We start from the raw sequence: 17897 nt of genomic DNA, 5'->3' as shown, positions 1-17897 counted from the left end.
TAGCTCTGAGCCTTCTTTTCGTTAAAAGGGATAGGCAGTCAAGTTTGACTGCGGAGGTCCGTACGTTTCAGTTTGACGTACTTTTTTACAGAATGAACGATTGCCAAAATATAACCAGCTGTCAATAGAGAATAAATCAGGATGGTTCCTGTGCTATTGAGAGGTACGGTGATCATAATGGTTCTTACATTAGTCAATATGATGAACCCTCCGGCAAGTACTCCGAGGACGAGCGGAGGCATAATACGGACAAGCCATGCTGCAAGAGGTGCAGCTATCACACCGCCGATGATGAACGCGAACACCAGCAGCCAACTGAATTGTTCCCATCCTAAAAAAGTCAAAAATCCAAGTGTTGCTGAAATAGTCACGATGAATTCGCTTGTGTCCACAGTACCAATCACTTTACGCGGCTCGATCTTTTCACGTGAAAGAAGGACAGGCGTATTAACCGGCCCCCATCCTCCGCCGCCAATCGAATCGAGAAACCCACCGACAAAACCTAATGGGTAGATAAATCGCTTGTTCAGCGGCTTGTCGCTTTTATTGAGCGTTTTATTCCGATTAAGTGAAAGAAATCGGACCACGATGTAAATTCCTAAACCCAGAAGAAAAACGGATATGTACGGGCGAATTGTTTCACCAGGGATGCGACTCAATAAAGCTGCACCGAAAAATGCACTGACCGCGCCGGGCAGGGCCAGTTTTAGGACAAGTCTCCTATCGACATTGCCAAACTTGAAATGAGAGAACCCGGAAGCAGCTGTTGTGGCAACCTGGGCCATATGAATAGAAGCAGAAGCAACTGCAGGTGCCAGGCCATAAGTGAGTAAGATTGAGGAAGATGTCAGGCCGAATCCCATACCAAGGGCACCGTCAATTAACTGGGTGAAAAATCCTACCAATGCGAAAATTAATAATTTATTCAAAAACAACCTCTCCTTTGATTAAACATATGAGTTTACTTGGTTTTATGGTTGAAGAGGTCTGAAAAAGACATAAGTAAAACCTCTCCAATGAGAAGAGGTCCAAATAAAGCCTCTCCTTATTTCTCAGACGAGTTGTCTGCTGGAATGAGCACCTTTCAGTGTGGTTGCTGCGGGATCGTCAGACCAGGTTCCTCCCCCGACTCTTCATAAGGATTCAATTTTTAAAATGATAATATATCCAAAACTAATGGAGACTGAATGTTATGTCAAGAACTAATTCCGAAATTAACAGAAAAATTGTAATTTTTTAAAATGGTATTGACATATCTATAAAAGGAGCCTAAGATTTGTATCAATTAGTTTTTCAGAAAACTTAATCAACCTATCCTGTTTTCTTATCATGAGAGGTGGAGGGACTGGCCCTTCGAAGCCTCGGCAACGGGTCTGATGTTAGTTGATCAGACACTGTGCCAATTCCAGCAAGTGGTTGAACCGCTTGGAAAGATAAGGAGAATGGTTCTTACTTTACCGAGTAAATACCTTTCTTCTTATCCACGAAGAAAGGTATTTTTGTTTGAAGCAATGAAAGGAGGAGCTTATGGAAAACGATATTGTCACTTATGATCATTTTCCGGGGGATCCATTCGCAAACCATCAACCAGATGATGAAACGAAGGGTGCGCTTGATGTCATTCAGTGGGCTTATGGACAATACGGGTCAGATGTTGTATATGCTTGCAGCTTTGGAGCAGAAGGAATCGTTCTCATTGATCTTATTTCAAAGGTGAAACCGGATGCTGAAGTAGTCTTTCTAGATACTGGCCTTCATTTCCAGGAAACCTATGAATTGATTGAAAAAGTGAAAAATAGATACCCTGAATTACGAATTCATATGAAAAAACCTGAACTGACAGTAGAGGAACAAGCGGAGGAGCATGGGTCAGCCTTGTGGAAACGCCAGCCGGATCAATGCTGTTATATTCGTAAAATCAAACCTCTGGAAGATGCACTCTCAGGTGCGGCGGCCTGGTTTTCTGGCCTCAGACGTGAACAGTCACCAAGTCGGAGTAAAACTGATTTCGTAAATAAGGATGAGCGTTTTAAGTTAATCAAGGTATGCCCCCTGATTCATTGGACATGGGAAGACGTTTGGCAATATATCCGACTAAATCGCTTGGATTACAATGAATTGCATGATCAAAACTATCCGAGTGTCGGCTGCATCCCTTGCACCTCGCCAAGTACAGACGAGAGCCGTTCGGGCAGGTGGAAAGGATTCAATAAAACAGAATGCGGACTTCATACAGCTGGAAATAACAATAGCTGAATAAAAAAGGAGGAATTATAAATGACTATCATTACACCTCATGGAGGAAAATTAATTAACAAATGGAGTAATAATCAGCAGGAGGATTTTACAGGGAGTATTGAATTGGATGCGATGGCATTAAGTGATGTCGAGCTGATCGCGAATGGTGCCTACAGCCCGCTTGAAGGTTTTTTAAATCAAGCAGACTACGATTCTGTAGTCGAGAATCTCAGACTTGCAGATGGGACACCGTGGAGTATTCCGATCACCCTTCCGGTAGATGAAGCGAAAGCCGCTGAGTTGCAGCAAGGAAATCGAGTGAAATTAGTGAAAGATGGAAAGGTTTATGGAGCCATTGAAGTATCTGACATATACCAACCGGATAAAGAGAAGGAAGCCGAAAATGTGTACTTGACTACTGATCTGGATCATCCCGGGGTGAAAAAGTTATTTGGCCGACCAGATCATTACGTAGCTGGAGAAATTGAAGTATTTCAAAGCTCAACAAAAGAACATGATGATCGATTCTACCTGGACCCTGCGGAATCGAGAGAGTTGTTCCAACAGTTGGGTTGGGAAAAAGTCGTGGGCTTTCAAACGAGAAATCCAGTACATAGAGCACATGAATATATCCAAAAGGCGGCTCTTGAAACAGTAGACGGCTTATTTCTGAACCCTCTGGTCGGGGAAACAAAGAGTGATGATATCCCAAGTGACGTTCGAATGAAGAGCTATCAAGTATTAATTGATAACTATTACCCGAAAGATCGTGTTACGTTAGCCGTTTTCACTGCAGCGATGCGCTACGCTGGTCCGAGAGAAGCTATTTTCCACGCTATTGTACGGAAAAACTTTGGCTGTTCCCATTTCATTGTCGGAAGGGATCACGCAGGTGTGGGCGACTATTACGGGACTTATGATGCACAGAAAATCTTCAGCCATTTTGAAGAGGATGAATTGGATATAACGCCATTATTCTTTGAACACAGTTTTTATTGCAAAGCCTGTGAAGCGATGGCATCGCATAAAACTTGTCCACATGAAAAAGAAAATCACGTCATTCTTTCTGGCACAAAAGTGAGAGAACTATTACGAAATGGAGAAAAACCGCCAAAAACATTCAGTCGTCCTGAAGTAGTCGAAATTCTGATCGATGGATTACAAGAAAAGACCGCAGGAGTGAAAGGGTGACTCAATTGGAAAGGAATATTACCTGGCATCAAGCGTCTGTCAGCCAAAAGGATTACAGAAATAAAAATGGCCATCACAGCGGAGTGATCTGGTTCACCGGTCTCTCAGGATCTGGTAAGTCCAGTATTGCGAACCAGCTGAATCATCTCCTCCATGAGAGAGGGATTCATACGTACCTGCTCGATGGTGATAACATCCGCCACGGACTAAATTCGGACCTGGGGTTCTCAGCAGAAGATCGGGAAGAAAACATACGCCGGATCGGGGAGGTAGCTAAACTGTTCGCAGATAGCGGCGCAATTGTTCTGACGGCGTTCATTTCCCCCTACCAAAAAGATCGGGACCGTATACGTGCTTCTCTCCCAGAAGAAGATTTTTTAGAAGTGTATGTTGATTGTCCGATCGATGAATGTGAAGCAAGAGATCCTAAAGGGTTATATGAGAAAGCAAGACAGGGTCATATCAAAGGATTCACGGGGATCGATTCTCCCTATGAAGCACCGATCGACCCTGAACAGGTGTTACACTCCTTCGATTATGATGTGAAAAGCTGTGCCGATCAACTGCTGGTCTTGCTTGAAGAAAAAGGGTGGATTTAAAAAAGGAGCGTGACAGGATGTCTAAAGTTTATATCGTTGGTGCAGGACCTGGAGATTACGATTTAATCACTTTAAAAGGATTAAAAACAATCCAACAGGCAGATGTCATTTTGTATGACCGTTTGATAAACGAAGAGCTACTGAATGAAGCAGGAGAAAATACCGAAATGGTTTTTTGCGGTAAGCGGCCGGATCATCACGCATTATCCCAAAAGACCATCAATCATCTATTATGCAAATACGCTCTTCAAGGCAAAACAGTTACACGCTTAAAAGGCGGTGATCCCTTTGTCTTCGGACGGGGAGGAGAAGAGGCGGAAGAATTGGCACGCAAAAACATTCCCTTTGAAATCGTCCCTGGAATTTCGTCCGGGGTCGCCGCCCCCGCCTATGCAGGAATTCCTGTGACTCACAGGGAGTACAGCTCTTCAGTCGCTTTCATTTCAGGTGTCAGCAAGCTTGGAGAAGATGAAGAAGAATATTGGGAACACGTCGTTAAAAGTATGGATACCCTGTGTATTTATATGGGGGTGAAGAAATTACCCGACATCTGTGATCGCCTCCTGAAATATGGTCGGGAAGCAGATACACCCATCGCCCTTGTGCAATGGGGAACGACAGAGCAGCAAAAAACGGTTACAGGAACTCTGACGACGATCGTGGAAAAAGCTCGGCACATCGAGAATCCATCAATGATTGTTGTGGGAGATGTAGTAAAACTCAGAGAAAAACTGCAGTGGTTTGAACCTTATGCTGTAGAAGAAACGGCAGCCATCGAGTCCGTTGTAGGGTAGAAAGGGGTAGCCTGATGAAAGCTGTGTTATATGTCAGCCATGGAAGCAGGAGAAAAGAAGCGACAGATGAAGCTCTCCACTTTCTTCAAAACGTCCATCAACAGATAGGAGTACCGCTTCATCACATTTGTTTCTTAGAACTTGCGCACCCGGATTTTCATGAAGGAATTGAACGGTTAGTGCGAAAAGGAGCGACAAAGGTAGCTGTTTTACCGGTGTTATTATTAAGCGCTGGTCACTATTTTAAAGACATTCCTGAAAAAATAGAGAGAGCGGAAGCCCGGTTTCCTCATATTGAATTCTCTTACGGCGAGCCGCTCGGTGTCCAAGAAAGAATTGTAGATGTGCTGGTGGATCGTATCCAACAAACGGGTGCAGTGATCGATACCGAGACAAATGTTCTTCTTGTAGGAAGGGGTAGCAGGCACCCCGATACGAAAACGTCAATTGAAAGGATTGCTCGTTTACTTAAGGAAAAAACAGGAGCACCTAGCGTCGAGGTCTGTTATTTAGCAGCTCTGTCGCCAAGTTTTGAGGAAGGTCTCAAAGAATCTGTAAATCACAATGAAAAAACCATCGTCGTTCCTTACTTATGGTTTACAGGGGTATTAATAGAGTCGATCAAGCAGAAAATAAATGAATTTACAGCAGATGGGTATGAAATCTATCAAGCTTCCTATCTCGACACTCACCCGAACATGGTACGGGCAGCTGCTGATCGAGTCCATGAAGCGCTCGGGCATATAAGAGAGCAGAGTGATTCGGGGGTCAGTCAATAATGACACCTCTGATGATAAATTTGGCCGAACGTTCTGCAGTTATCATTGGCGGTGGAAAAGTAGCCTGTAAGCGAGCGGAAACGCTCATTGATCATGGAGCAAAGGTGACGATCATCAGTCCTGACATCATAGAGGGTTTGCAAGCTTTATACCAACGTAATGAAATTCAATGGGAAAACAAAAAATTTGAACCTGACGATATTCAAGGAGCCTTTATTGCTGTCATCGCTACAAATGATCTGACAGAAAATCAAAGAATCACTGCGGCGGCGGAGGACGTGCCTCTTCTTAATAGAGCAGATGGCGGGGAAGGCGGAAACCTTCATTTTCCCGCTCATTTCACGAGAGGAAAATTAACGATTGCCGTATCTACAGGTGGGGCAAGTCCCATGCTTGCTTCGCACCTGAAAAGAAATTTAGAGGTGCATTTTCCCCCTGACTATGAACATTATATAGATTTCTTATATGAATGCAGGCAACTATTGAAACGGTCTGGTTTCTCAAGAGAAGTAAAGCAAGACATCCTTGAAAAAATATTAGAGGACAGCTACCAGGACCCTGCGATCCAACGACAAATGTTAGAGGAGATAGAAAAGGCTGGAGAGGAGAAGGAATTTGACAGGATTAAAAGGTAAAAAGGTCGGAATTGCAGCAGATCGAAGTGCTGATTCTATTTCGAACCTCGTGGTCAACATGGGTGGAATTCCCGCTGTTTATCCTATCCAGGGCACCAAGAGGTTGAATGAAGACACTTGTAAGCAAAATGTGGGAGATTACTTGAAGGAAACATTCGACTGGGTCATTTTAACGACAGGAATCGGAGCAAGAACGTTAGCCGATAATGCTGAAACACACGGATTCCATGATTCATTAATAAATAAATTAAGTGGAGAACCACTTGCTATAAGAGGTTCTAAAACTTTGGACTGGTTAAAGGAAAATGGTTTAAGTCCCTCTGTAATTGCAGATGACGGAACAATGAATAACTTATTTGAGCGTTTAATAATGGTCGATAAAGATGTTAAAGGGAGGGTATTCCTCCAAGCCTACAACCAGGATGATGCATATCTTAAGCAGTTTCTCGAGAAGCGGGGTTATTCCGTCTACTTATCACGGCCCTATGTATTCGAGGCTCCAGTTCCGGATGTGTTGCAGGAGCTTAAAGAAGAAATTACCTCTTCAAAAATGGATGCAGTGATTTTTACAAGTAAGACTCAAGTGCTCAACCTTTTTTCAAATGCAGCAGAACATGGGGGATTAGTGGAAGCATTCAATACTGATGTTCTCGCTGTGGCTGTTGGTAAAGTGACAGCAAAAGAGCTGGAAAGCCAGGGTATCGATAATGTGCTTCAACCAAAAAGGCAGAAAATGGGGGCGATGGTCGTTACGCTTGATCGATATTTTAATCCCCAGGCTTAAAAAACCGTTCTAACTCTTGATTTATTTAAAATAAGGCTCTATTAAATTTCAGAATAAGCTCCCGATTGTGTAAGACTCAGTTTCGAGACTTTATTAGGAGTTTAGGGGCTGCGGGAAAATGTTCGCGTTCCATGGGGCGGGCGCTGAGCCTCCTCGGACTTCGTCCTGTGGGGTCTCAGCTGTCCCGCACATCCCATAGGAGTCTCACCGTTTCCCTCCGCCCCTTTACCATATTAGGTCCTCGAAACAACTTCTGGAATAAGCATCTATGAGTTTAAGGGAAGTAGAGGATTGACAATTCCAAGGAAGGTATTCTGATCATGGGAGCTTGATATAGAGCGTTTTATGACTATAACACAGGGGTAGTGAAGGCACCCCACTTGAGTAAGGAGTTCGTTTCTCCCATACATCAAATGGGTTGGTGGGGAAGCTGCGAGACTCCCGTGGGAGAAGGAGATAGGCGAGATCCCACAGGGCGGTAGCCCGAGGAAGCTCGTCAGGTCCCCCACAGGAAAGCGAGTAGCTTCCCAACCAACCCTGAAGATCAACATGGCAACGAACCCTGATTATCTCGAAATCGTGTCTTCAAGAATCCTGCCATATAACTGAATAACTCTCAGATAAAAATCAGCAACAACCTTTAGCAAAGGCTAAAAAATAAAGATAAAGTGAAAATGATTACGGAGGTGGAATGATTGCAATTCCAGGTAATGAATAGTCCGTTCAGTAAAGAACAGGCTGACCTTTTGAATAAGTTGCTGGTCACCTTGAACGAACAACAAAAAATCTGGTTAAGTGGCTACCTGTCTGCCGGGCAGGCCGCTGTACTACCTGCCCAGGAGGAAACAACAGACACCGGGGTGGCTGACCAGATTTCGACACGCCATATCACTATCCTATACGGTTCTCACACGGGAAATTGCCAATCCTTAGCTGAGGAATATACCGAGAAACTTAAGGGGAATGGGTTTACCGTCCAACTTTCATCCATGGACGATTTTAAAACGAAAGCATTGAAAAAAGTGGAAGATCTATTAATTTTGACTAGTACTCACGGAGATGGCGACCCTCCTGATAACGCCTTATCTTTCTATGATTATATACACAGCAAGCGAGCTCCTGAGTTAGGTGGGGTGCGTTACTCTGTGCTTGCCCTGGGTGATAGCTCTTATGAGTTCTTCTGTCAGACCGGGAAGGAAATTGATGCGAGACTGGAAGAATTGGGAGCTGAGCGCATTTATGGGAGAGTAGACTGTGACTTGGACTTTGAGGAACCTGCTGAAGAATGGTGGGAAGGAGTATGGGAACAGCTTGGCAGCAGTACCGATAAAGAAAACAGTGGGGACCCGATCGCCCCTCCTTTACCTATATCCGATAAACCCGTTTATTCTAAATCCCATCCATTTCAAGCGGAAGTATTAGAAAATATCAATCTTAACGGCAGGGGTTCAAATAAGGAGACCCGCCACTTGGAAATTGATCTGGAAGGTTCACAACTCACTTATGAACCCGGAGATAGTTTAGGGATTTATCCGCAAAATGAAGAAACTTTGGTTGATGAGTTGATCGATGAGATGGGTTGGGATCCAGAGCTAGAGCTCTCAGTTCCAGTGACAAAACAAGGGGAAGTCCGGGCGTTAAGAGAAGCACTTACTTCTCATTTTGAAATTACAGTCCTATCCAAGCCCTTATTAGAAAAACTTTCCACCCTTACTTCAAATCAAAAGTTGCCTGAACTTCTGGAATCAAGAGAAAGACTGAATGAGTATGTGCATGGAAGGGATCTGCTTGACGTGGTCAGAGATTATGGCCCGTGGGAAGCAGATGAGAAACAATTCATAAGTGTATTGCGGAAAATACCTTTTCGCCTTTATTCAATTGCCAGTAGTTTGAATGCGAATCCTGATGAGGTCCATCTCACAATCGGGGCATTACGATATGACGCTCATGGGAGGAAGAGGACTGGTGTATGTTCTGGCCAATGTGCCGAGCGGACTGACCAAGGTGATCAGTTAGCTGTATTTGTACAAAAGAACCAGAACTTCAAGCTTCCGGAAAATAAAGATGCCCCTATCATTATGATCGGCGCCGGTACTGGTATAGCACCTTACCGATCGTTCCTTGAAGAAAGGGAAGAACAAGGGAATGAGGGTAAGTCTTGGTTGTTCTTCGGTGAACAACATTTCGTTTCGGATTTTCTATATCAAGTAGAATGGCAAAAGTGGTTGAAGGATGATGTGCTTTCAAGGATGGATGTCGCATTTTCCAGAGATTCTTCAGAAAAAGTATATGTACAGCACAAAATGTATGAAAGAAGGAAAGAGCTTTACGAATGGATCGAAGACGGAGCATATATTTATGTGTGTGGAGATGAGAAGTATATGGCGAAAGACGTCCAGGATACGCTGCTTGAAATATTTAAAAATGAAGGTGACCTTTCAACGGAAGAAGCGGAAGCCTATTTGGCAGAACTAAGGCAGCAGAAACGTTACCAAAGAGATGTTTATTAATAGAAGATACACATGGAAGTCTTTGCCAAGCACCAAGAAGGAAGGAGACTAATCGATGTCTGATAATAAAACGATCCAGCCTCAAGGACCTCCAGATGAAATGGAGCGTATCAAAAAGGAAAGCCGCTACTTGAGGGGGAATTTAGTAGAGAGTTTTCAAGATCCGATTACGGCTAGTATCCCAGAGGAAGATACAAAGCTCTTAAAGTTCCACGGCAGCTATATGCAGGACGACAGGGATCTGCGACAGGAGAGAAAACAAAAAAAACTGGAACCAGCGTATCAGTTTATGATTCGTGTCCGTTTGCCTGGAGGGGTTGCTACTCCGAAACAGTGGTTGACCATGGATGAATTGGCTGATCAGTATGGGAATGAGACCTTGAAATTAACAACAAGACAAACCTTCCAGATGCACGGAATTTTGAAATGGAATATGAAAAAAAGCATTCAGGCGATGGACGCTGCCTTGATGGACACGATTGCTGCTTGTGGTGATGTGAACCGGAATGTCATGTGCAACTCAAATCCGAATCAGTCCGCCCTTCACGCAGAAGTTTATGATTGGGCGAAAAAAGTGAGTGACCATTTATTACCAAGAACAAATGCCTATCACGAAATTTGGCTGGATGAAGAAAAGCTTGTAGATGGAAAAGAAGATGAACCGATCTATGGTCCTGTATATTTGCCGAGAAAATTCAAAATCGGCATAGCCGTTCCCCCATCGAACGATGTGGACGTCTTTTCACAAGATTTAGGGTTCATTGCGATTGTAAAAGGTGGGGAATTACTAGGGTTTAATGTGGCTGTTGGAGGCGGCATGGGGATGACCCATGGAGATACTGCCACATACCCTCAACTCGCACGAGTCATCGGTTTTTGTCCAGTAGAGCGGACAGTGGATGTCGCAGAAAAAATCCTGACCATCCAACGCGATTATGGAAATCGCTCTAACCGCAAAAATGCGCGTTTCAAATACACGATTGACCGTTTTGGGATGGAGTGGATTCGCGAAGAGTTGAACGACCGACTTGGCTGGAGCCTGGAAGATGCGAAAGACTACCACTTTGAGAGTAATGGGGATCGTTATGGATGGATGAAAGGAGAAGATGGTCATTGGCATCATACCTTTTTCATTCAAAATGGCCGGATCAAGGACTCAGAGAATTATCGCTTGAAAGAGGGGTTACGTAAAATAGCGGAAACGAATACAGGGGAATTCCGTTTGACTCCGAATCAAAATGTAACTCTTTCTATGATACCAGAAGAGAAGAAAGCAGAAATCGAAGGCATCATAGACGAATATGAACTCATGGATGGTGAACACAATTCAGCAATAAGAAGGAACTCTATGGCTTGTGTGGCATTGCCGACTTGCGGATTAGCGATGGCAGAATCAGAAAGGTACCTTCCATCATTAATCGACAAATTGGAGGAAATTCTTGATGAAGCAGGGCTGGTAGAGGATGAGATCATTATCCGGATGTCAGGGTGTCCGAATGGCTGCTCACGGCCTGCATTAGGTGAGATCGGCTTTATTGGAAAAGCGCCAGGTAAATATAATATGTACTTGGGGGCAGGCTTTGCTGGGGAGCGACTGAATAAATTATATCGTGAAAACATCGGAGAAGAAGAGATCTTAAAGGAATTGAAGCCGATGTTGTTCCACTATGCTCAGGATCGGGAAGATCAAGAGAAATTCGGAGACTTTGTGATTCGAGCGGGCTACATTGAAGCTGTTCATGACGGGCAAGATTTCCACAGTTAAGGCTATTGCACGTGTTATCAGGTTATGTACCTTTTTTTGGTTGGACTGTCACTAACATCGCCCATAGGAATATGGTATTAAGGGAGACCAAATGCAAAGAGGTGCATAATAATGGATGATAAACGTAAGCAGCTTCCCGATTTGTTCGATCAACGGCTCCACGAAATGGTAAAGGCGGTAGATTCCTTCTTTGACGAGTCCATCAAGCAAGTCAATCAATTTTTCCAACAGTCAAGCATCCCCGTAGAGGTGATTGAAACTGGAACTGATGTCACTATCGAAGCCTATTTGCCGGGAGTCCAGAAAGAACAAATCAGAATCGACCGTTTCGGAAATCAAGTAAGAATTCGTGTCGAGAACCATGCTTCTAAGGAGGTCACAAGTGAAGATTCCTCCTTTTATAATAAAAAGCAAGCGTGGAGTCAAAAGGAACGAATCATTACATTGCCTTTCGCAGTCTCTGAAACTTCCAGTAGTGCTTCCTTCAAAAATGATGTGCTGAAGGTCATGTTTGCCAAAAATAACTCTTCCATCAAAGTGATTGATGTAGATAACTGATACCAACAACGAAGGGGAAGGTGTTCATTTACGCCTTCTCTTTTGCTGCTTCCTACATAGAATATTAGAGGAACTCTGAACAGGGAGGGTTGGCATTGTATGTCATTTGGGTCCCTTGCTATTATCCGGTCCTGCTTCACCCTGGATATCATGGTTATCTTCCGCAAAGCACTTACCGGTCTGAGCGGATTTATCCAGATGTAGACGCTGGTATGTTCATACAATCAGCATCAGAGATGGATCAATTGATGGATGAAGCACGTACAGTAGTAGAACGGATTCACAGCTCTGAAGAATTTGCGAATGAAATGATGGGTGCTGCACAAGAATCTGATCAATCCAAAGTTGATTCCTTGATTCAGAGTACAGGCGTAGGTGCCTCATTCAAAGCGGAATACACTCCAGATGGTTTGAGGTTGCATATGACTTCTTCTGTCAATCAATTGAATTGTTGTAAATTAACCTTGTCTTTACGTTGGCGATGATGAAAAACACGAAAAACCCGGCTTCCTTTAATTGAGGACGCCGGGTTTTTCGTGTTTATTCGAGGGGGTAGACCTTCGAGTCATAAGCTGACCAGTTACGGTGAAGAAAAAACGCTTCACCGGAATGATCTGCTAAGGCGCCTCAGGTCTGCCGGCCCCTCGTAAAAATATTAATGTCCAAGCGAGCGCATGATAAATTCAATGAGAAAGACCATGGCGATAAGAACGACAGGCGTTGATAGTTCTCTTTGTTTCCCGATAGCGAATTTGACGATCGGATAGGCGATGAAGCCGAAAGCCATCCCGTCCGCAATAGAATACGTGAAAGGAATCATCACGATGATCAAAAACGCTGGCATTGCTTCAGACAGTTGGTCCAATGGGATCTCCTTGATGTTCTGGACCATCAACGCTCCGACGATGATCAAAATCGGGGCAATTGCTGTAGATGGGACCATAGAAATCCAGGGGATGAACAGTAACGTAACCAAAAATAGAACACTCATAGTCAAAGCGGCTCTGCCTGACTTTCCGCCTGATGCGATGACCGCTGCACTTTCTGCTGAAGAAACCGTGGGAGAAGTGCCGAGGAATCCTGTAGTCAATGCAGAAAAAGCGGACGCTTGATATGAACGTTTGAATTTTTCTTCCTGATCAAGCATGTTCAACTGTCCGTGGATCAAGCCCATGTTTTCAAAAATAAGCACGATCGCAAGTGGGAAAACAGCCATCCAAAAGCCGAATTGTCCAATACTGCTGAAGTCGGGCATGAATACCCATGTTTGCTCTTGAAGTTCAATCATTTCGCCACGTTCACCTAGAAGGCCGGTGAAATGAGCAATAATCGTCCCTGCAACCATCGTTACTAAAAAGTTTCCCGGCACATTCCTGGTAAATAAGAAAATACCTATGAATAACGTCAGGATACTAGTAATGACGATAGCTGACGAAGGGTTGCCAAGTGTAATCAAAGAATGTTCTCCTCTTACGACAAGACCGCCTTTTTCCAGACCGATTAAAGTCAGGAACAATCCGAGACCGACCGTGATGGCATGTTTCAAAGATGACGGTATCGCATGTTTCAACCAATCTCCAAGTCTAGTAAAGGCAGTGGCTAAGAATAGCAATGAAGCGACGAGCACTACAGCAAGTCCTTCTTGAAAACCCATGCCACTCCCTTCAACGATTGAAAAAGCAAACAGAGCATTGACACCCATTCCGGGAATGAGAACCATAGGCGCATTTGCGTATATGGCCATGATCAAACAGCCTAGTGCACTGGCAAGAATAGTAGCCACCATACCGCTCTCAAGCGGCAATCCGGCACTTTCGAGGATTTGGCTGTTGACGGCGACGATATATACCGTCGTGAAATAACCGATCAATCCGGCCAATCCTTCTTTCTTCCAGCTCACCTGTTTATTTTGCTGATTGAGCATTTCAATCTCCTCTATGAAATTATCCCTCTCCCGCCCGGTTACCGAGTAACCCACAAACATTCATTTTACTCTTTATCTGTCATTCTGGCAAGGTAAAGTTAAAATTTTTCTTCCTTTCTACAAAGGACTTTAATTTCGAGACTCCCTCCAGTGGGATGAACATGGTCTGTGAGATCCCGGAAGGCGAAGCCTGAGGGGAGGAGGGTAAGAACGATCAGGAAGCTCCGATTTTTTCATATAAATATTAAGACCAGCAATTTTATGATAAGATAAGATAGGATTATTCAACGATGGAAAGCGTTTTCTTTTGTTTGATAGAGATAGTTTGCAAAGGGATGGTGGAAGAAATGAAATATCGTTCAGTATTCGATATCATCGGTCCAGTCATGATCGGACCTTCAAGTTCACATACAGCCGGAGCAGCCCGGATAGGCAGGGCTGCCCGTCATCTTTTCGGTAGAGAACCCAAGTATGCACATATACACTTGTATGGTTCTTTTGCGAAAACATATAAAGGTCATGGAACAGACGTGGCTATCATCGGTGGGTTACTGGATTATGAAACCTATGATCAGAGAATCAGCGACTCACTTGTTACGGCCAGGAAAAACGGTATGAAAATCCGTTTCCATGAAGAAGATGCACATACGGATCATCCGAACACAGCTAAAGTTAAAATCGGCGATGATGATGGCGAGCTGGAACTTGTCGGTATTTCCATCGGTGGCGGGAAAGCGGAAATCACCGAGTTGAATGGATTTGAACTCCGTTTGTCAGGCAGCCATCCAGCCATTTTACTGATTCATAATGACCGTTATGGGGCGATTGCTTCAGCTACTACGATCTTAGCAAAAAACGAAATTAATATCGGCCGGATGGAAGTGTCCAGAAAAGCTCAAGGAGAGCAGGCGTTGATGGTTATTGAGGTCGATCAAAACATCGATGATTCAGTTTTGGATGAATTAGAACGTGCCGATCATATCACCCAGGTAGCAAAAATTTCAGACTGACGATACAGAAAGGGGCGAGCACATGTTTCGAAATGTAGCAGAACTCGTAGAGCTTGCAGAAAGTGAAAATATTCAAATCTCAGAAGTGATGATCCGTCAAGAGATGGAGGTCAAACAACTGACGAGAGAAGAAGTGTTTCAAAATATGGAAAGAAACCTTGATGTAATGGAAAAAGCAGTAGAGGATGGATTGAAAGGGGTCAAATCCCATAGTGGATTGACTGGTGGCGATGCAGTTTTAATCCAGGATTATATGAAAAACCACAAGCCGTTATCTGGTAATCTTTTAATGGATGCTGTCAGTAAAGCTGTGGCGACCAATGAGGTGAACGCAGCTATGGGCACCATTTGTGCGACACCGACGGCAGGGAGTGCCGGTTGTGTGCCTGGAACACTTTTCGCAGTGAAAAACCAGTTGAACCCGACACGGGAACAAATGGTCGATTACTTATTCACCTCAGGCGCATTTGGTTTTGTCGTAGCTAACAATGCTTCGATCTCGGGTGCGGCAGGAGGCTGCCAGGCAGAAGTTGGATCCGCGGCAGGAATGGCATCAGCCGCTATCGTCGAAATGGCTGGTGGAACGCCGTCTCAATCAGCAGAAGCGATGGCGATAACATTAAAAAATATGCTTGGTTTGATTTGCGACCCTGTGGCAGGTCTTGTAGAAGTTCCTTGTGTGAAACGGAATGCTATGGGAGCATCGAATGCGATTGTCGCTGCGGATATGGCACTGGCTGGAGTCACTAGCCGTATTCCTTGCGATGAAGTCATAGATGCGATGTACAAAGTCGGCCAACGTATGCCGTCCGCTTTCCGGGAAACGGCCCAGGGAGGACTGGCAGCTACACCTACTGGAAGAGAATTAGAAGCGAAAGTGTATGGAATCTCGTTGAAGAAAGAGTGAAGAATGTGTTACAACATCCGATTAGTGAAGTCAAAGGAGTCGGGGAGAAATTAGAAACCCACTTGAATGAATTGGGGTTGTTTACAGTTGAGGATTTGTTGTTTTATTTTCCTCATCGATACGATTCCTACGAAGTGAAGCCCTTGACAGAATTGACAAATAATGAAAAAGCGACGATTGAAGGTGAAATCGTCTCAGAACCAGCTTTAAGCTTCTATGGAAGAAAGAAATCACGGCTTACCTTCACTCTTCAAGTGGAGCAGTTTGCAGTCAAAGCCGTAATGTTCAATCGTGCCTTTGCAAAAAAACAACTCCAACAGGGAGATACGGTGACCGTTACGGGGAAGTGGGATCAACAGCGGTTGCAGATCACTGTCAGTCAATTCAAAAAAGGCGAATCAAAGAGCCAGGAACCCATTCAGCCTGTTTATACTCTCAAAGAAGGTGTCAACTTGAACACTTTAAGAAAAGTGATTAAAACAGCGCTGGATCAGAACGGGAGTTCTCTCCCTGAAATTTTGCCGGAAGACTTGACTCTCGCCTACAAACTGCCGGAGCGTGTGCAAGCCCTTAATCAAATGCACTACCCTGAAAGCCGTATCATGTTGAAGCACGCGAAGAGACGGTTTATTTACGAAGAGTTCCTGGTTTTTCAGTTGAAGATGCAGCTGTTGAGGAAACATCATCGGGAATCAACGACAGGACAGGTGCAGACATATGACAATGATCGTTTGACTTCTTTTGTGCAGTCGCTGCCTTTTGAGCTCACCTCTGCCCAGAAGCGTTCGTTAGCTGAAATTTTGAATGATATGAAAAGTCCTCATCGGATGAACCGCCTTTTACAGGGGGATGTTGGCTCGGGTAAAACAGCGGTTGCTGCGATCGCTTTATACGCTTCAATTACTGCGGGGCACCAAGGGGCTTTGATGGTGCCGACAGAAATTTTGGCAGAACAGCACTACCATTCATTACAAGAGATGTTCAAGGGAAGAGCGATGGTCGCATTGATTACTGGATCGGTAAAAGGGAAGAGAAGAAAAGAGATTCTTGAGGCTGTGGATCAGAAGGAAATTGATATACTGATCGGAACGCATGCTCTTATCCAAGAGGAAGTCGCTTTCAAACAGCTTGGATTTGTCATAGTAGATGAACAGCATAGATTCGGTGTGCAACAGCGCAGGGCTTTAAGGGATAAAGGACTTTACCCGGATGTGCTGTTTATGACAGCGACCCCGATCCCAAGGACTCTTGCAATCACTGCTTTCGGTGATATGGATGTAAGTGTCATCGATGAGATGCCTGCAGGTCGGAAACCGGTGGATACTTACTGGGTCAAAGGTGAAATGACCAACAGGGTCCTCAATTTCATTCAAAAGGAAATCGACAGAGGGCATCAGGCCTATGTCATCTGCCCCTTGATAGAAGAATCCGATCAGCTTGATATTCAGAACGCCATTGAATTGTACAATCAGTTGAGTGCTGTGTACGAACCTGATGTTTCTGTCGGTTTGATGCACGGGCGTTTGCACAATGATGAAAAAGAAGGTGTTATGCAGCAATTCGCGGACAATACCTTGAAAATCCTCGTATCGACAACGGTGGTCGAAGTGGGAGTGAACGTACCGAATGCTACGGTCATGGTCATCTATGATGCAGAAAGGTTCGGTTTATCACAACTCCATCAACTCCGGGGCCGGGTCGGCCGTGGGGCCGATCAAAGCTATTGCATCCTTATGGGTGATCCTAAAGGAGAAGTCGGGAAAGAGCGGATGAGGATCATGACAGAAACGAACGATGGATTCGAGCTGTCCGAACAAGATTTGAAACTACGCGGCCCGGGGGATTTCTTTGGTAAGAAACAAAGTGGACTGCCTGAGTTCAGGGTGGGGGATATGGTCCATGATTACAGGGCTCTCGAAACGGCAAGAAAAGATGCTGCAGAAATGATAATGGATGATGTCCTTGAACAGGACGAACGTTACCAACCTCTGAAGGAGCTCGTCTATAGCGATCAGCACATTCTTGGAGATGTCCTGGATTAAAGATCGAAAACGCAAGCGACCTTGGTCAGCCGCGACAAGCGTAAGCACATCCGGCTGGACATGGCTCATGAAGCATTGGCTCGAATTTTATCATTTTCATCATAAAAAAAGACTGTCGGCCTGAATTTGCTTGCTGACAGTCTTTTTGTTTCCGCCTGATT

At 44.4% G+C, this 17897-nt stretch carries 16 protein-coding genes and 2 riboswitches; of the genes, 14 read left to right on the top strand and 2 right to left on the bottom strand.

The window, feature by feature from the left end:
- Nucleotides 1-38: 38 nt before the first annotated feature.
- Complete coding sequence (locus HLI_RS01910; protein ID WP_128522811.1) at nt 39-929, bottom strand: sulfite exporter TauE/SafE family protein; 891 nt, start codon at nt 927-929, stop codon at nt 39-41.
- A gap of 113 nt (nt 930-1042) precedes the next feature.
- Nucleotides 1043-1142, bottom strand: a riboswitch (SAM riboswitch).
- Between the two features lie 179 nt (nt 1143-1321).
- Nucleotides 1322-1440, top strand: a riboswitch (SAM riboswitch).
- 87 nt (nt 1441-1527) lie between these two features.
- On the opposite strand from HLI_RS01910, the gene HLI_RS01905 reads away from it, so the two are divergent.
- The 11 genes from HLI_RS01905 to HLI_RS01855 all read left to right on the top strand — a co-directional run bounded on the left by HLI_RS01905 (nt 1528) and on the right by HLI_RS01855 (nt 12338).
- A complete protein-coding gene (locus tag HLI_RS01905; RefSeq protein ID WP_128522810.1) occupies nt 1528-2256 on the top strand; it encodes a phosphoadenylyl-sulfate reductase in 729 nt (242 codons plus the stop codon).
- Between the two features lie 21 nt (nt 2257-2277).
- On the top strand, nt 2278-3429 hold the full coding sequence (gene sat / locus HLI_RS01900) for a sulfate adenylyltransferase (protein ID WP_128522809.1): 1152 nt from the start codon (nt 2278-2280) through the stop codon (nt 3427-3429).
- A gap of 5 nt (nt 3430-3434) precedes the next feature.
- Nucleotides 3435-4028, top strand: coding sequence for an adenylyl-sulfate kinase (cysC, locus tag HLI_RS01895; protein WP_128526790.1), 594 nt, complete (start codon nt 3435-3437; stop codon nt 4026-4028).
- A 17-nt stretch (nt 4029-4045) separates the two neighbouring features.
- Nucleotides 4046-4822: a uroporphyrinogen-III C-methyltransferase gene (cobA, locus tag HLI_RS01890; RefSeq protein WP_128522808.1), complete on the top strand. Its 777-nt coding sequence runs from the start codon at nt 4046-4048 to the stop codon at nt 4820-4822.
- Nucleotides 4823-4836: 14 nt separating this feature from the next.
- The gene (locus HLI_RS01885; RefSeq protein ID WP_128522807.1) at nt 4837-5601 is read left to right on the top strand and encodes a sirohydrochlorin chelatase; all 765 of its coding nucleotides are present in this window, start codon (nt 4837-4839) and stop codon (nt 5599-5601) included.
- Nucleotides 5601-6236 carry an NAD(P)-binding protein gene (locus HLI_RS01880; protein ID WP_128522806.1) on the top strand — a complete coding sequence of 212 codons (636 nt, stop codon included), beginning with the start codon at nt 5601-5603 and terminating at the stop codon, nt 6234-6236. The genes HLI_RS01885 and HLI_RS01880 overlap by 1 nt, the downstream gene beginning before the upstream one ends.
- Nucleotides 6217-7020 (top strand): uroporphyrinogen-III synthase, encoded by an 804-nt coding sequence (locus HLI_RS01875; RefSeq protein ID WP_128522805.1) that lies wholly within the window; start codon nt 6217-6219, stop codon nt 7018-7020. The genes HLI_RS01880 and HLI_RS01875 overlap by 20 nt, the downstream gene beginning before the upstream one ends.
- Before the next feature lie 695 nt (nt 7021-7715).
- Entirely contained in the window at nt 7716-9530 is a 1815-nt protein-coding gene (locus HLI_RS01870) for an assimilatory sulfite reductase (NADPH) flavoprotein subunit (RefSeq protein WP_128522804.1), read from the top strand.
- A gap of 55 nt (nt 9531-9585) precedes the next feature.
- A complete protein-coding gene (cysI, locus tag HLI_RS01865) occupies nt 9586-11295 on the top strand; it encodes an assimilatory sulfite reductase (NADPH) hemoprotein subunit (RefSeq protein WP_128522803.1) in 1710 nt (569 codons plus the stop codon).
- Between the two features lie 111 nt (nt 11296-11406).
- Nucleotides 11407-11853, top strand: a complete 447-nt coding sequence (locus HLI_RS01860) for an Hsp20/alpha crystallin family protein (RefSeq protein WP_128522802.1) — start codon at nt 11407-11409, stop codon at nt 11851-11853.
- A 95-nt stretch (nt 11854-11948) separates the two neighbouring features.
- A complete protein-coding gene (locus HLI_RS01855) occupies nt 11949-12338 on the top strand; it encodes a YuzC family spore coat inner layer protein (protein WP_128522801.1) in 390 nt (129 codons plus the stop codon).
- Between the two features lie 170 nt (nt 12339-12508).
- Here HLI_RS01855 and HLI_RS01850 read toward each other — a convergent pair whose 3' ends face one another.
- Complete coding sequence (locus tag HLI_RS01850) at nt 12509-13777, bottom strand: NCS2 family permease (RefSeq protein WP_128526789.1); 1269 nt, start codon at nt 13775-13777, stop codon at nt 12509-12511.
- 347 nt (nt 13778-14124) lie between these two features.
- On the opposite strand from HLI_RS01850, the gene sdaAB reads away from it, so the two are divergent.
- Genes sdaAB through recG form a run of 3 tightly spaced genes read left to right on the top strand, consistent with a single transcriptional unit; the run spans nt 14125 to nt 17736 of the window.
- Nucleotides 14125-14787: an L-serine ammonia-lyase, iron-sulfur-dependent subunit beta gene (gene sdaAB / locus HLI_RS01845; protein ID WP_128522800.1), complete on the top strand. Its 663-nt coding sequence runs from the start codon at nt 14125-14127 to the stop codon at nt 14785-14787.
- Between the two features lie 22 nt (nt 14788-14809).
- Nucleotides 14810-15694 carry an L-serine ammonia-lyase, iron-sulfur-dependent, subunit alpha gene (gene sdaAA, locus HLI_RS01840; RefSeq protein ID WP_128522799.1) on the top strand — a complete coding sequence of 295 codons (885 nt, stop codon included), beginning with the start codon at nt 14810-14812 and terminating at the stop codon, nt 15692-15694.
- The gene (gene recG / locus HLI_RS01835; RefSeq protein WP_431357384.1) at nt 15691-17736 is read left to right on the top strand and encodes an ATP-dependent DNA helicase RecG; all 2046 of its coding nucleotides are present in this window, start codon (nt 15691-15693) and stop codon (nt 17734-17736) included. The genes sdaAA and recG overlap by 4 nt, the downstream gene beginning before the upstream one ends.
- Nucleotides 17737-17897: the final 161 nt, after the last annotated feature.

Origin of the sequence: Halobacillus litoralis (assembly GCF_004101865.1) — a bacterium.
Lineage (GTDB): Bacteria > Bacillota > Bacilli > Bacillales > Halobacillaceae > Halobacillus > Halobacillus litoralis_A.
Note: the sequence above shows the minus strand (reverse complement) of the source record. Positions and strands in the feature narration are given on the sequence as shown.

Bases quoted from the DNA above. Each gene is read 5' to 3' on its own strand.
- HLI_RS01905 (WP_128522810.1), top strand. From the start codon at position 1,528: ATGGAAAACGATATTGTCACTTATGATCATTTTCCGGGGGATCCATTC.
- sdaAB (WP_128522800.1), top strand. From the start codon at position 14,125: ATGAAATATCGTTCAGTATTCGATATCATCGGTCCAGTCATGATCGGA.
- HLI_RS01860 (WP_128522802.1), top strand. From the start codon at position 11,407: ATGGATGATAAACGTAAGCAGCTTCCCGATTTGTTCGATCAACGGCTC.
- cobA (WP_128522808.1), top strand. From the start codon at position 4,046: ATGTCTAAAGTTTATATCGTTGGTGCAGGACCTGGAGATTACGATTTA.
- HLI_RS01850 (WP_128526789.1), bottom strand. From the start codon at position 13,777: ATGCTCAATCAGCAAAATAAACAGGTGAGCTGGAAGAAAGAAGGATTG.
- HLI_RS01880 (WP_128522806.1), top strand. From the start codon at position 5,601: ATGACACCTCTGATGATAAATTTGGCCGAACGTTCTGCAGTTATCATT.
- sdaAA (WP_128522799.1), top strand. From the start codon at position 14,810: ATGTTTCGAAATGTAGCAGAACTCGTAGAGCTTGCAGAAAGTGAAAAT.
- sat (WP_128522809.1), top strand. From the start codon at position 2,278: ATGACTATCATTACACCTCATGGAGGAAAATTAATTAACAAATGGAGT.
- HLI_RS01885 (WP_128522807.1), top strand. From the start codon at position 4,837: ATGAAAGCTGTGTTATATGTCAGCCATGGAAGCAGGAGAAAAGAAGCG.
- cysI (WP_128522803.1), top strand. From the start codon at position 9,586: ATGTCTGATAATAAAACGATCCAGCCTCAAGGACCTCCAGATGAAATG.